Below are 13,134 nucleotides of genomic sequence, written 5' to 3'. Positions count from 1 at the left end.
GTGCTGCGGAAACCCGTCGAACTGACGCTTCAGACTTACGAAACCCTGCTGGATCAACACAATCTGGGCGACATCCACCCGACGCTCGTCCGTGGCGCGCAGTGGTATCTGCCCGAGGAACGTCGCGAGCTCACCGTGACCGCACAGTCCGAATTGGACAGACAGGGTCTGCTCAGGCATGGCCGGATCGACGACGAATTCCTCGACGCGCTGCGTTTTCTGCAGCGGCCTGCGGTGGAGTACTACTCGTGGGTGAAGTCCGAGGGGCGTGAGCGGACCGTTCGCGCCGCGGGCAGTGGCCGGGAAGCGGTCACGGTCGTCTTGGTCGACAAGGTCGTGTACCTGAAGCCGACCAGGCCGGACGCGCTCGCGCAGGATTTCACCGGTCTGCTCCCGGAGGCTCCCGCCGCGCGCACACCGTCGTTGAACTGCGCGGAAGCCGATCTGCAGGTCCTGATGAAGGGCGAAACGCTGACCGGCACCGGCCCGAGCATCCGCGACGCCAAGAAGATCATCCAGTGGATCCGGTCGCCGCACACCTTCTTCGGCAGGCTGTACGTCGCCATCCGTGACGGCGGCGGCAACCGGAAACGCGTCGAAAGGCCACCGGGCTGGATGGACACCGAACAGGGCCGCGTCGTGTTCGGCCCGGACGCCAAGGGCTGGGTGAGCCTCATGGGCGCCGGGCCGCACGAAATCGTCTCCAAGGTGGTCCAGCTCCAGGCGCAGCTCCGGGGACGTTAGCCCTGGTGGTTCGGGTTCAACACCCGCGAGAGGAACGTCTTCGTGCGCTCCTCCTGCGGGTCGCCGATCACCTGGTCCGGCGAACCCTGCTCGACGACGACACCGCCGTCCATGAACAGCACGGTGTCGGCGACCTCGCGGGCGAACTGCATCTCGTGCGTGACGACGAGCATCGTCATGCCCTCCTGCGCGAGCTGCCGCATGACCGCGAGGACGTCACCGACCAGTTCGGGGTCGAGCGCCGACGTCGGTTCGTCGAACAGCATGACGTCGGGGTCCATCGACAGCGCCCTGGCGATCGCGACGCGCTGCTGCTGCCCGCCGGAAAGCTGTGTCGGCAGCGAAGATTCCTTCTCCGCCAACCCGACCTTCGCGAGGTTCTCCCGCGCGATGCGCTCCGCCTCGTCCTTGCCTCGCTTCAACACCTTGCGCTGCGCGACGGTGAGGTTGTCGAGCACGCTCAGGTGCGAGAAGAGGTTGAACGACTGGAAGACCATGCCGATCTTCGTGCGGGCGCCGTCGATGTCGACGTCCGGGTCGGTGATCTCGCTGCCGTTGACCACGATCTTGCCCTGCTGCGGTTCCTCGAGGAGGTTGACGCAGCGCAGCAACGTCGACTTGCCGGAGCCCGACGGGCCGATGATGCAGACGACCTGGCCGCGCTCGACGTGCAGGTCGATGCCCTTGAGCACTTCGAGTTCGCCGAACGCCTTGTGCAGTCCTGAAACCTCGACGATCGTCTGGGCGCTCATACCGTTCCTCCGCCGGGCACTCCGGCTCCGTATTTCTTCTCTAGCCGCTGCTGCAGGATCGACAGCGGAATGGTGATGACCAGATAACACAGACCGGCGACGACGATCGGTGTCAGGCCCTTGGCCTCCAGCAGCGCCTGACGGCTGAACTGCGCGAGTTCCTGCTGCGCCGGCGTGGTGCCGAGCAGGAACGCCAGCGAAGAGTCCTTCGTCAGCATGATCAGCTCGTTGGCCAGCGGCGGCAGGATGATCCGGAACGCCTGCGGGATCACGACGGTGATCATCGTGCGCGCGGGCGACATGCCGAGCGACCGCGCGGCCTCGACCTGTCCGCGCGGCACCGCCTGGATACCGGCGCGGATGGTCTCCGCCATGTAGGCCGAGGACACGATGCCCAGCGCCAGCATGATCGAAATGTTCCGCGGCAGGAACACGTTCGGGAAGGCGATCGGCACCCCGACACCGACCGCCAGGAAGATCAGCAGCGCGGGCAGGCCGCGGAAGAATTCGATGTACCCGCGCGCGAACCAGCGGTAGGGGGCGACCGAGGACAGTCTCATCAGCGCGAGCAGGAGACCGAGCCCGAGGCCGAGCGCGAAGCCCAGCGCGGTGAAGATGATGGTGTTCTTCAGTGCGACGGTGATGACGTCCGGGAACTGCTTCGCGGCGACTTCGAGGTCGAAGAACGCCTTGCCCAGCCGTCCCCAGTCGGCCAGCAGCGCGAACACCAGGACGATCACCAGCAGCAGACCGTACTGCGCCCACCGGAACGCCGATCGTCGCTGGCGGCGGCTCAGAGCCATTTCTCTCCTCAAACAGGTGGTGACAAGCCTGTGGCCGGTGCGCTGGGCACCGGCCACAGAGGACGGATTATCAACCGGCGGCCGGGCTGCCCGGCTGCCAGGTCGGCGCCTTGCCGAACCACTTCTGGTAGATCTGCGCGTACGAGCCGTCGGCGGCCGAGGCCTTGAGGACCTCGTTGACCTGGTTGAGGAGGGCGGTGTTGCCCGTCTTCATGCCGATTCCGTAGAACTCGTTGGTCTTGAACTCGGTGACGACGGTGGTGTCCGGGTTCGTCTTCACGAAGTCGTAGAGCACGCCGTTGTCGTTGATGCCCGCGTCGATCTGGCCGCTCTTGACCGCCTGCTCCAGCAGCGCGAGGTCGTCGAAGGTGACGATCTCGGCGCCGGCGGCCTTCTCCTTGGCGTAGTCGGCACCGGTGGTGGCCGACTGGACGCCGATCTTCTTGCCCGCGACGTTGCTCAGGTCCTTGATCGGCGAACCGGTCTTGACCAGCAGCGCCTGCGACGCCTCGAAGTACGGGTCGGAGAAGGCGAACTTCGCCTTGCGCTTGTCGTTGATCGTCATGCCCGCGGCGGCGAGGTCGCACTGACCGGTGTTCATCGCCTCGCCGGACTCGATGTTCTCGAAGGCGATGTCGACGATGCTCTGCTCGACGCCGAGCTTCTTCGCCACGAGGTCGACCAGGTCGACGTCGAAGCCGACGATCTTGTCGCCCTGCTTGACCTGGAACGGCTGGTAGGGCAGGTGTGTGCAGGTGGTGAGCTTGCCGGAAGCGACGAGCTGGACGCCACCGGCCGCGGTGCTCTGCCCACCTTCTTCGCCACACGCGGTCAGCGCACCCGCGGCTAGGGCGAGCGCCGGGATCAGGGCGAGCGCTTTCAATCGGGCCACGTCGTCACTCCTTGTAGTTCCCATGTGTCGAGAGCACGCATATTGCCACTCATCCGGCGGCAAGCACAGCACCGAGACGTTACAGCGCTGTTTCCACCGACGATCGTCCCGACGACGGGATCGAGCCGACCTCGGTCCCGATGGGTCACGACAGGGGGTTCAACCGGCCCGGCACGTGAAACACGGTGGGGCGCCGAAGCGCCCCACCGCCGCCTTACTACTTGTTCCAATAATCGAACACGTAGCCGTTGTAGCAGATACCCGCACAACTGGGGTCAACAGGAAAGTACTGGAGCGGCCCAACGTTGTAATACCGGGCGAATTCGCTCCGCTCCCGGACACAGCTGTTGTAGTTATGGCCGCACCAGCGGCTCTTGACATCCGCCACGCCGACACTGGCCGTCGGCGCCGCGGCACCCTCCTGAGCAGCCATCGCGACACCCGGAACAGCCAACGCCGCCACTGCGGCACCGGCCACGATGAACGTCTTCACAAGATTCTTCACAATTCCCCTTGAAAATTGCAGGTAAAATTCAGAGCCTGCTTATCCAGCAGGTAATGCGCGAGTTATCACATGGCGAAACGCCAAACAGAATCCAACCTTCCCCAGTCAGGTTTGAATACGTCCGGGAGGCTAGCATCAGGTTGATCATTACAACAAGCCAACCCCGGTGACTCGCGTCGGACGGGGTTCATGGGTCACGATGGCCCCCATGAACAACAACCCGGCGCCGCGTCTCCCACCTGCGGGCCGCCGCCCGCGGACGACGACGTCGGCGCGGCGCGCGGCGAAGCCAGGGGCGCAGTTCGACGGCTATCTCTCGCCGTCCCGGCCGCACGCGGACGCGTACGACGAGATGTTCACCGCCGACGGCACGGTCCGCCAGCCGTATCGGGCGCTGTACGAGTCGATCTCCTCGCTGACGTCGGCGGATCTTTCGTCGCGGTCGGCGGCGATCGACCGGGCGATGGTGGATCAGGGCATCACGTTCTCGCTGTCCGGCCAGGAACGCCCGTTCCCGCTCGACCTGGTGCCGCGCGTGATCACCTCGTCCGAATGGACCAGACTCGAACGCGGTGTGGCGCAACGGGTCCGCGCGCTGGAGGCCTTCCTCGCCGACGTGTACGGCGATCGGCAGATTCTGCGGGACGGTGTGCTCCCGCGCCGGCTGATCACCTCGTGTGAGCATTTCCAGCGCGAGGCGTTCGGGATCAACCCGCCCAACGGCGTCCGCATCCACGTGTCCGGTGTGGACCTGGTGCGTGACGAGGAGGGCACCTTCCGGGTGCTGGAGGACAACCTCCGCAATCCCTCTGGTGTTTCGTACGTGATGGAGAACCGCCGCACGATGGCGCGCGTGTTCCCGGATCTGTTCGCCCAGCACCGGGTCCGCCCGGTCGGCGACTACGCCTCGCATCTGCTGCGCGCGCTGCGGGCGGCGGCCGCGGCGAACGTCGCCGATCCGATGGTCGTCGTGCTCACGCCGGGGGTGCACAACTCCGCGTACTTCGAGCATTCGCTGCTGGCCCGGCTGATGGGGGTCGAGCTGGTCGAAGGCCGCGACATGTTCTGCCGTGACAACGTCGTCTACCTGCGCACCACCGAGGGCGAACGGCAGGTCGACGTCATCTACCGGCGGATCGACGACGAGTTCCTCGACCCGGTGCACTACCGGCCCGATTCCGTGCTGGGGGTCGCCGGGATCCTCAACGCGGCGCGCGCGGGCAACGTGGTGATCTCGAACGCGGTCGGCAACGGTGTCGGTGACGACAAGCTCGTCTACACCTACGTGCCCGAGATGGTGAAGTACTACCTCAACGAGAAGCCGCTGCTGCCCAACGTGGACACCTTCCGGTGCTGGCTGCCGGACGAGTTCGACCACGTCATGCGGCATATGGACGAGCTGGTGATCAAACCGGTCGAAGGCTCCGGCGGATACGGCATCGTGTTCGGCCCGGAGGCGTCGCAGGCCGAGCTGGCCGCGTTGAAGCGGAAGGTCCGGGCGCACAAACGCGGCTGGATCGCGCAGCCGGTGGTCCAGCTGTCCACCGTGCCGTCCAAAGTGGACGAACGGCTGGCGCCGCGGCACGTCGACCTCCGGCCGTTCGCGGTCAACGACGGCAAGGAGATCTTCGTGCTGCCGGGCGGGCTGACCAGGGTCGCGCTCCCGGAGGGCAGCCTGGTGGTCAACTCGTCGCAGGGCGGCGGCTCCAAGGACACCTGGGTGCTGGCGCCGCGGTCTTCGACGGCGGAGCGGGAGCTGGAACGGCCCGCGCTCGGCGCACTGTCCGAAGTGGACGGACTGGTCGCCGAACAGGGCCCCGAGCTGACCACGACCCAGCAGCAACAGCAGCAACAGGCCTAAGGGAGGTTGACGTGCTAGCCCGTAACGCGGAATCGCTGTACTGGATCGGCCGCTACGTCGAACGCGCCGACGACACCTCCCGCATCCTCAACGTCTCCGTGCACCAGCTGCTCGAAGACGCGAGCGTCGACCCGGACCACGCGAGCCGCCAGCTGCTCGCCGTCCTCGGCATCTCGCCGGAGGGGATGGATTCGCTCGACGTGTGGAAGCTGACCGAACTGGTCGCCTACGCCAAGGACAACCCGGCGTCGATCGTCGGTTCGATCAACTCCGCCCGCGAGAACACCCGCGGCGCCCGCGAGGTCGTCTCGACCGAGCTGTGGGAATGCCTGAACGCGACCTGGAACGCGGTGCCGGACAGGCAACGGTACGCGCGCCGCGCCGGACCGCACGCCTTTCTGTCCTTTGTGGAGGAACGCGCGGCGATGTTCGCCGGGCTCGCGGATTCGACGATGAGCCGCGACGACGGCTGGCTGTTCATGGTGCTCGGCCGTTCGATCGAACGCGCGGACATGGTGGTGCGGTTGCTGCTTTCGCGGGTCCAGGACAGCGCGTCCTCACCCGGCTGGATCACCGTGCTCCGTTCGGCCGGCGCGCAGGACACCTACCTGCGGACCTATCGCGGCGCGCTCGACGCGGCCCGGGTCGTGCAGTTCCTGATGCGCGACACGCTGTTCCCGCGTTCGGTGTTCCACGCGCTGCGCCAGGCGGAGGAATGCCTGGAACGGCTGGATCCCGGTGTCAACTCGCGGGCCAACGAGAAGTCCGAGGCGCTGCGGCAGCTCGGCCGGGCCCGCAGCGAGCTGGAGTTCCTGCGGCAGTCCGATCTGCTGGAGGACCTGCCGAAACGGCTCGGCGCACTCCAGACGTCGATCAAGGACATCGGCGACGCGGTTTCGGTGCAGTACTTCCATTCGTCGCCTTGGGTGGCCTGGAGCGGTGCGGAGGTTTCGCTGTGACCTGGCAGCTTCGGGTGGCGCATCGCACGGGATACCGGTACGCGACGCCTGCCACGCAGTCGTACAACGAGGCGCGGCTGACCCCGCGGTCCGATCGGCGGCAGACCACGGTCGTGAACCGGGTCGAGACGACGCCCGCGACCCGCGCCTACCGGTACACGGACTACTGGGGCACCGTCGTGACCTCGTTCGACCTTCACGCGCCGCACACCGAGTTCACCGTGCTCGCGACGTCGGTGGTCGAGACCGCAGACGAGGGCGAGCCGATCCGCTCGGCGTCGTGGAAGGACCTGCGCGGCGACACGGTGGTCGACCACCGCACCGAGTACCTGACGCCGACGCCGTACACGCCGCGCGATCCGGAACTGACGAAGGTCGCGCGCGAACTGCGGAAGGGGCTCGACCCGGCGGAGGCCGTGCTCGCCGTCTGCGAATGGGTCAACCAGCAGCTCAAGTACCAGCCGGGGACGACCGGCGTGCACAGCACGGCGACCGACGCCTGGCGTGCGCGCGAAGGGGTTTGCCAGGACTTCGCGCATGTGACGCTGGTGATGCTGCGCGCGATCGGCGTCCCGGCGCGGTACGTCTCCGGGTACCTGCACACGAAACCGGAGGCGAAGCTCGGCGAGACGGTCGAGGGCGAGAGCCACGCCTGGGTCGACGTGTGGACCGGCGGCTGGTGGGCCTACGACCCGACGAACGCGATCCCGGTCGGACCGCGACACGTCTGGGTCGCGTACGGCCGCGACTACGCCGACGTGCCGCCGCTCAAGGGCATCTTCACCGGTGGCGGTCAGTCCACTTTGGACGTATCGGTGCAGCTGACCAGGCTGACCTAGGCCCTGCGCCGCAGCAACAACCAGAGCAGGTAGGCACCGCCGAGGGCCGCCGCGACGACGCCCGCGGGCAGCAGCGAAGACGCCAAGAGGCGCTGGCCGAGGAAGTCCGCCGCGACGACCAGGGTCGCCCCGACGAACACCGACGCCACCAGATTGGGCCCCGGCAGCCGCGTCATCCGGCGCGCCAGCTGTGGTGCGGCGAGGGCGATGAACGGGAGCGGGCCGGTCGCCGCGGTGGCGGCGGCGACCAGCGCGACGGCGACCAGCACCAGCGTCAGCCGCACGCGGTGGACGTCGACGCCGATGCCGGTGGCGGTGTCGTCGCCCATCTCCAGCATGCGCAGCGCGCGGCCGTTCGCGAAGACGACCGGGGCGAACACCGCCATCGCGACCGCCAGCGGCACGAAATAGCTCCAGTCGCGGCCGGACAGGTCGCCGACCAGCCAGCCGACGGCCTGCGCGGCGGCTTCGAGGTTCGCCTTCACCAGCAGGTACGAGTTCACGCCGACCAGCACCGCGCTGACCGCGATCCCGAGCAGCACCAGCCGCGAGCTCAGCAGGCCGTGCGGCGCGCACAGCGCCATGACGACCAGCGCGGTCAGCAAACCGCCGGCCAGAGCGCCGAACGAGACGACAGCGGGACTCCCGCCGAAGACCAGGAACGTCACGATGCCGCCGGTCGCGGAACCCGTGGTGAAGCCGATGATGTCCGGGCTGCCCAGCGGATTACGGGTGATCGTCTGGAAGATCGCCCCGGCCAGCGCGAGCGCGGCGCCGACAAGGATCGCGACCAACACCCGCGGAAGCCGCCCCATGACGACCAGGTACTGCGCCTTCGTCCCTTGGCCTGCCAGTGTCGCGAGCACCTCGCCGGGACTCATCTCGTAGTCGCCCGTGCCGACCGAGAGCACGACGAGCGCCAGGACCACCAGTGCCAGCGCGGCGATGACGACCAGCGATCGTCTGTCCAAACCGGACTCACGGCGGACGGGGGCGGTCATCGGCGCACCGCCCGGAGTTTCCTTACCACGATCACGAACGCGATCCCGCCGACCACGTCGGTCATCACGCCGACCTGGATCTCACCCGGCGCGCCGAGCAGGCGGCCGAGGACGTCGCAGCCGAGCAGCAGCACCGGCCCGAGAAGCGCCGAAAGCAGCATCACCCAGCGCTCGTCCTGGCCGATCAGCGACCGGACGACGTGCGGGATCATCAGGCCGACGAAGGCGATCGGCCCGCAGGCCGCGGTCGCCGCCGCCGACAGAAGCCCGACGGCGACCATCCCGGCGACGCGGACGAGCGCCGGATTCGCGCCGAGACCGCGGGCGGTGTCCTCACCGAGCGCCAGCGCGTTCAGCGCGCGGGCCAGCGCGATCGCGATCACCACACCCGCGACGAAGAACGGCAGCAGCACGGACAACTGGTCCGCGTTCCGGTTGACCAGCGAGCCGACCAGCCAGAACCGCATCGCCTGCAGGTTGTGCGTGTTGATCATCTGCATGCCCTGGTTGATCCCGACGAACACCGCCTGCACCGCGACCCCGGCCAGCACCAGCCGCAGCGGGCTCGTGGCGCCCCGCGTGCCGCCGATCACCGAGACCAGCGCGGTTCCCACGAGCGCTCCGGCGAAGGCGAACCAGACGTACTCGCCGGGCGAAGTCACCGAGAACACCGCGGAGCCGAGCACGATCGCGACGGCGGCCCCGTGGTTGATGCCGAGCAGACCAGGCTCCGCGACCGGGTTGCGGGTGATCGCCTGCATGAGCGAACCGGCCAGCCCGAGCGCCATCCCGACCAGGACACCGAGCACCGTGCGGGGCAGGCGATCGTCGCGGACGACGACATCGTTGTAGCTGCCGTCGTAGGCGAAGAGAGCGTGCAGCACTTCGCCGAGGGAAAGGCGGTTCGAGCCGAAGCCGATCGACAGCAGGACGACCGCGGCGAGCGCTACGAGCGACCCGGTCAGGACCAGCGTTCGCACGGAAACACTGGTCCTCGGTGTTCTGACGCGCTCCGTGACCTGGACCATGGCGTTCACGATAAGGGAAGGCTAGCCTAACGCCGAACTTCGGTCCCTCGGTGAAAGAAGATCTCCATGCACCTCTCTCGACGCGGCTTCCTCGCCGGCACCGCGGCGCTCGGCGCCACCGGCCTCCTGACCGCCTGCGGCTATCAGGAAGAGGCACCCGCCCCGGGAGCGGGCGAGACCTGGTCCTTCACCGACGATCGCGGCCGGAAACTCGAAGGCGAGCGGCCGACGCGGATCGTCGCGCAGGTGACCGCCGCGGCCGCGCTGTGGGACCTCGGCGTGAAGTCGGCCGGGATCTTCGGCCCGTCGAAGTTCGCCGATGGCAAGCCGGATCCGCAGGCGGGCGGCGTCGACCTGACCGCGGTGACCTCGCTCGGGAACGTCTACAACGAGTTCAACTTCGGCAAGTTCGTCTCGCTGAACCCGCAGCTGCTGGTCAGCGTGATGTACCTCAAAGACCAGATGTGGTACATCCCGGACACGCAGACGGAGAAGATCGACAAGGCCGCGCCGAGCGTCGGCGTCCGGCTGCAGGGGCTCGCGATGCCGGAGGGGATCGCGAAGTTCATCGCGCTGGCGAAGGCGCTCGGGGCCGACACGGACACTCCGGCGATCCAGGCCGCGAAGGCCGAGTACGAGAAGGCCGACGCCGCACTGGGCGACGCGATCAAGAAGGCCTCCGGGCTGAAGGTCCTCCTGATCTCCGCGCAGAAGGACACCGTCTACATCGCGAACCCGCCATCGTTCGCGACCTCGAAGCACTACCAGAACAAGGGGATGAACTTCGTTCTCCCCGAGGCGCCGGACCAGAGCCAGGGCGGCTACTACCAGCAGATCAGCTGGGAGAACATCGGCAAGTACACCGCCGACGTGATCATGTACGACAACCGCGGCGGTTCGCTCTCCCTCGGCCCGGACGGGCTCGGCGGCGTGCCGACCTGGGGCCGGCTGCCCGCGGTCAAGGCGGGGAAACTGATCCCTTGGAACAACGAGACACCGTTCTCGTACCAGCGCTTCACACCGCAGCTGACGGAGCTCGCCGCCGCGCTGAACAAGTTCGCCTAGGCCAGGAACTCCCGCAACGCCGCCGCGAGGTCGGCCGGGTTGTCCTCGGCCACGTGGTGCCCGGACTCGATGGCGAAGCCGCGGACGTCCTCTGCCCATTCGCGCCACACCGCGATCGGGTCGCCGTACAGGTCGGCCATGTCGTCGCGGCTGGACCACAACATGAGCAAGGGACAGCTGAGTTTCCGCCCGGCCGCCTTGTCTGCGTCGTCGGCTTCGCGGTCGGGGCCGAGGCCTGCGCGGTAGTCCTCCAGCATCGCGTGGACGGTGTCAGGATCGTGGATCGCGCGCAGGAAGTCGGCGTGGTTCTCCGCACCCATCGCCTCGGGATCGCCGCCGTACCAGGCGTCCGGGTCGGCGTTGATCACGTGCTCGGCGGGTTTCGCGAGCTGGCCGAAGAAGAACCAGTGCCACCATTTCCGCGCGAAGTCCGCGTCGGCGCGGGCGAGCGCTTCGCCGATCGGGACGCCGTCGAGGATGACCAGCTTCGTGACGTTTTCGGGGTGGTCCATGGCCAGCCGGTGCGCGACGTAACTGCCGCGGTCGTGCCCGGCGACGGCGAACCGCTCGTACCCGAGGTGACGCATGAGCGCGACGATGTGCCGGGCCATGGCGCGTTTCGAGTGCGCGGAGTGATCCTCGCGGGTCTCGGGTTTCGAGGACTGGCCATAGCCGGGGAGATCCGGGCAGACGACGGTGAACGCGTCGGCGAGCCGGGGCGCGACGTCGTACCAGGTGGTGTGGGTGCGGGGATGTCCGTGCAGGAGCACGAGAGGCGGTCCCGATCCGCCGTAGCGGACCCTCAGGTTCACTTCGCCGACATCGACGTTTTCGAGCTCGAAACCCTCGAACACGTTCCTCCCGCCTACGCCATGAAAGGTCCTTTCCTTGCAAATTTTGCAAGGAAAGGACCTTTCATGGCAGCGTGAGCGGAGGAGATCAGCTCCGTGCGTGCGCGTCCAGGATGTGCGCGACCGCTTCGGTGACCCGCTGCGCGAAGTCGATGTTCAGCCACTCGTCCGGCACGTGGATGTTCGAGTCCGGCCCGCAGGCGCCGGTGACCACGAACTGCGCCTCCGGGTACTTCTCGCCGAGCAGCCCCATGAACGGGATCGACCCGCCCATGCCGTAGCTCTTGTGCGGCGCGCCGAAGACCTCGCCGCTCACGTGGTGCAAGACGTCGTCGAGCCACGGCGCGGTGGCCGGCGCGTTCCAGCCGTTTTCGGCCTGGAAGTCTCCGAGCTCCACCGAAGCGTCGTACGGCACGTCGGTGGTGAGGACGCGGCGGACCGCCTCCATCGCGGCCTGCGCGTTGACGGTCGGCGGCAGGCGGAAGCTCAGGGTGAGCGTGGTGCTGCCGCGCAGCACGTTGCCCGCCTCGGCCGGGAGCGGGAAGCCCTCCGCGCCGATCACCGAAAGCGTCGGCCGCCACGAGTTGTTGAGCAGCAGTTCCAGGTCGTCGTCGGACACCGTCCGGCCGACCACCGGGAAGAGCGTCTTCGCCGCGCCGGGCGCGATCTCGGCGACACCGCGGGCTTCCTCGACGCGGTTCTCCGGGATGTCGACGCTCAGCTCGGCGAGCTTGATCTCGCCGGTCTCGGCGTTCTCGATCCGGTCGAGCAGGGCACGCAGGACACGGAACGAGCTCGCGACGATGCCGCTGGCCATCCCCGAGTGCTGCGCGGACTCGAGCACCTTCACGGTGACGTTGACGTGCAGCATGCCGCGCAGGCTGGTGGTCAGCCAGAGGCGCTTGTAGTCGGTGCCGCCGGCGTCGAGGCAGACGACCAGCGAGACGGCGCCGAGCTTCTCCTTCAGGTGCTCGACGTAGGCGGGCAGGTCCGGGCTGCCGGATTCCTCACCGGTCTCCAGCAGCACGACCGCGCGGGAGTGCTCGCCACCGGCGGCGCGCACGGCCTCGATCGCCGTCGTCGCCGCGTAGCCCGAGTAGCCGTCGTCGACCGCGCCGCGGCCGTACAGCCGCCCGTCGCGGATCACCGGCGTCCACGGGTCGAGCCCCTCGGACCAGCCGCCCACCGGGGGCTGCTTGTCGAGGTGCCCGTACATCAGCACGGTGCCCTTGTCGGCCGCCGCGGACGTCGCCGGGATGTCGACGACCAGCAGCGGGCTGCGGCCTTCGAGCTCCACGACCTCGAGCGTCGCGCCGGGGATCTCCCGTGCGGCGATCCAGGACCGGACGTGCTCGACGGCGGCGGCCAGATGACCGGTCTTCGCCCACTCGGAGTCGAACGCCGGCGACAAGGCGGGGATCGCCACCAGGCCGGACAGGCTGGGAAGGACGTCGTTCGTCCAGTTCGAAACCACGGTTTCGCGTACGGATTTCTGCTCCACGTCCGCCATCCTGCCACGGGTCCGGGAGGGTGGGATGGGTCACAGCGGCGGGCACGGATCGTCATCGATCAAGCCGGGCAGGACACCCGTCCGGACGAACCGTCCGCTGGTCGGCCCGCGGGTGAATTCCCTACTTTCGGCGGCCCCACACTCGGGCTTCCTAGCATTTTCCCTGATCAGGCACCCTTTCTCAGCAACAAATCAGCATCCGCCACTGACCAAAACGGCGTCCGGCATGCCAGGATGTGCGCACGAACCGTCAACGCCGATGGTGACCCAGCGCTTCAGATCCGACGCGCTGGTCCCCGCCGGCGCAGTCACTGTGGCCGCCAC

General features: G+C 67.9%; 13 protein-coding genes. 5 read left to right on the top strand and 8 right to left on the bottom strand.

Features of this window, described 5'->3' with window-relative positions; all coding sequences use genetic code 11:
• Complete coding sequence (locus ACLJO0_RS02130) at positions 1 to 744, top strand: ESX secretion-associated protein EspG (RefSeq protein ID WP_410576325.1); 744 nt, start codon at positions 1 to 3, stop codon at positions 742 to 744.
• On the opposite strand, the gene ACLJO0_RS02125 is transcribed toward ACLJO0_RS02130, so the two are convergent.
• The 4 genes from ACLJO0_RS02125 to ACLJO0_RS02110 form a co-directional block, all read right to left on the bottom strand.
• On the bottom strand, positions 741 to 1,496 hold the full coding sequence (locus ACLJO0_RS02125) for an amino acid ABC transporter ATP-binding protein (protein WP_410576324.1): 756 nt from the start codon (positions 1,494 to 1,496) through the stop codon (positions 741 to 743). The two genes, ACLJO0_RS02130 and ACLJO0_RS02125, sit on opposite strands and share 4 nt — an antisense overlap.
• Positions 1,493 to 2,299, bottom strand: a complete 807-nt coding sequence (locus ACLJO0_RS02120; protein WP_410576323.1) for an amino acid ABC transporter permease — start codon at positions 2,297 to 2,299, stop codon at positions 1,493 to 1,495. The genes ACLJO0_RS02125 and ACLJO0_RS02120 overlap by 4 nt, the downstream gene beginning before the upstream one ends.
• A gap of 70 nt (positions 2,300 to 2,369) precedes the next feature.
• On the bottom strand, positions 2,370 to 3,191 hold the full coding sequence (locus ACLJO0_RS02115; RefSeq protein WP_410576322.1) for a transporter substrate-binding domain-containing protein: 822 nt from the start codon (positions 3,189 to 3,191) through the stop codon (positions 2,370 to 2,372).
• Positions 3,192 to 3,408: 217 nt separating this feature from the next.
• Positions 3,409 to 3,696: a hypothetical protein gene (locus tag ACLJO0_RS02110; RefSeq protein WP_410576321.1), complete on the bottom strand. Its 288-nt coding sequence runs from the start codon at positions 3,694 to 3,696 to the stop codon at positions 3,409 to 3,411.
• A 199-nt stretch (positions 3,697 to 3,895) separates the two neighbouring features.
• On the opposite strand from ACLJO0_RS02110, the gene ACLJO0_RS02105 reads away from it, so the two are divergent.
• The 3 genes from ACLJO0_RS02105 to ACLJO0_RS02095 are packed head-to-tail and all read left to right on the top strand — an operon-like array spanning position 3,896 to position 7,355.
• Positions 3,896 to 5,557 carry a circularly permuted type 2 ATP-grasp protein gene (locus ACLJO0_RS02105; RefSeq protein WP_410576320.1) on the top strand — a complete coding sequence of 554 codons (1,662 nt, stop codon included), beginning with the start codon at positions 3,896 to 3,898 and terminating at the stop codon, positions 5,555 to 5,557.
• A gap of 11 nt (positions 5,558 to 5,568) precedes the next feature.
• A complete protein-coding gene (locus ACLJO0_RS02100; protein WP_125790813.1) occupies positions 5,569 to 6,516 on the top strand; it encodes an alpha-E domain-containing protein in 948 nt (315 codons plus the stop codon).
• Positions 6,513 to 7,355: a transglutaminase domain-containing protein gene (locus ACLJO0_RS02095; RefSeq protein WP_125779889.1), complete on the top strand. Its 843-nt coding sequence runs from the start codon at positions 6,513 to 6,515 to the stop codon at positions 7,353 to 7,355. Before ACLJO0_RS02100 ends, ACLJO0_RS02095 begins: the two co-directional genes overlap by 4 nt.
• Here ACLJO0_RS02095 and ACLJO0_RS02090 read toward each other — a convergent pair.
• Positions 7,352 to 8,356: a FecCD family ABC transporter permease gene (locus ACLJO0_RS02090; RefSeq protein WP_396554232.1), complete on the bottom strand. Its 1,005-nt coding sequence runs from the start codon at positions 8,354 to 8,356 to the stop codon at positions 7,352 to 7,354. The two genes, ACLJO0_RS02095 and ACLJO0_RS02090, sit on opposite strands and share 4 nt — an antisense overlap.
• The gene (locus ACLJO0_RS02085; RefSeq protein ID WP_410576319.1) at positions 8,353 to 9,336 is read right to left on the bottom strand and encodes a FecCD family ABC transporter permease; all 984 of its coding nucleotides are present in this window, start codon (positions 9,334 to 9,336) and stop codon (positions 8,353 to 8,355) included. The genes ACLJO0_RS02090 and ACLJO0_RS02085 overlap by 4 nt, the downstream gene beginning before the upstream one ends.
• Positions 9,337 to 9,450: 114 nt before the next feature.
• On the opposite strand from ACLJO0_RS02085, the gene ACLJO0_RS02080 reads away from it, so the two are divergent.
• Positions 9,451 to 10,449 carry an ABC transporter substrate-binding protein gene (locus ACLJO0_RS02080; protein ID WP_410576318.1) on the top strand — a complete coding sequence of 333 codons (999 nt, stop codon included), beginning with the start codon at positions 9,451 to 9,453 and terminating at the stop codon, positions 10,447 to 10,449.
• On the opposite strand, the gene ACLJO0_RS02075 is transcribed toward ACLJO0_RS02080, so the two are convergent.
• Together ACLJO0_RS02075 and ACLJO0_RS02070 are read right to left on the bottom strand one after the other, a co-directional pair.
• Positions 10,446 to 11,303: an alpha/beta fold hydrolase gene (locus tag ACLJO0_RS02075; RefSeq protein WP_410576317.1), complete on the bottom strand. Its 858-nt coding sequence runs from the start codon at positions 11,301 to 11,303 to the stop codon at positions 10,446 to 10,448. The genes ACLJO0_RS02080 and ACLJO0_RS02075 overlap by 4 nt on opposite strands.
• A gap of 85 nt (positions 11,304 to 11,388) precedes the next feature.
• Positions 11,389 to 12,801, bottom strand: coding sequence for a M20/M25/M40 family metallo-hydrolase (locus ACLJO0_RS02070; RefSeq protein WP_410576316.1), 1,413 nt, complete (start codon positions 12,799 to 12,801; stop codon positions 11,389 to 11,391).
• Between the last annotated feature and the right edge of the window lie 333 nt (positions 12,802 to 13,134).

This window comes from Amycolatopsis sp. lyj-108 (genome assembly GCF_046549005.1).
Lineage (GTDB): Bacteria > Actinomycetota > Actinomycetes > Mycobacteriales > Pseudonocardiaceae > Amycolatopsis.
The sequence above is the reverse complement of the archived record's forward strand: the minus strand, read 5'-3'. Positions and strand labels throughout refer to the sequence as shown.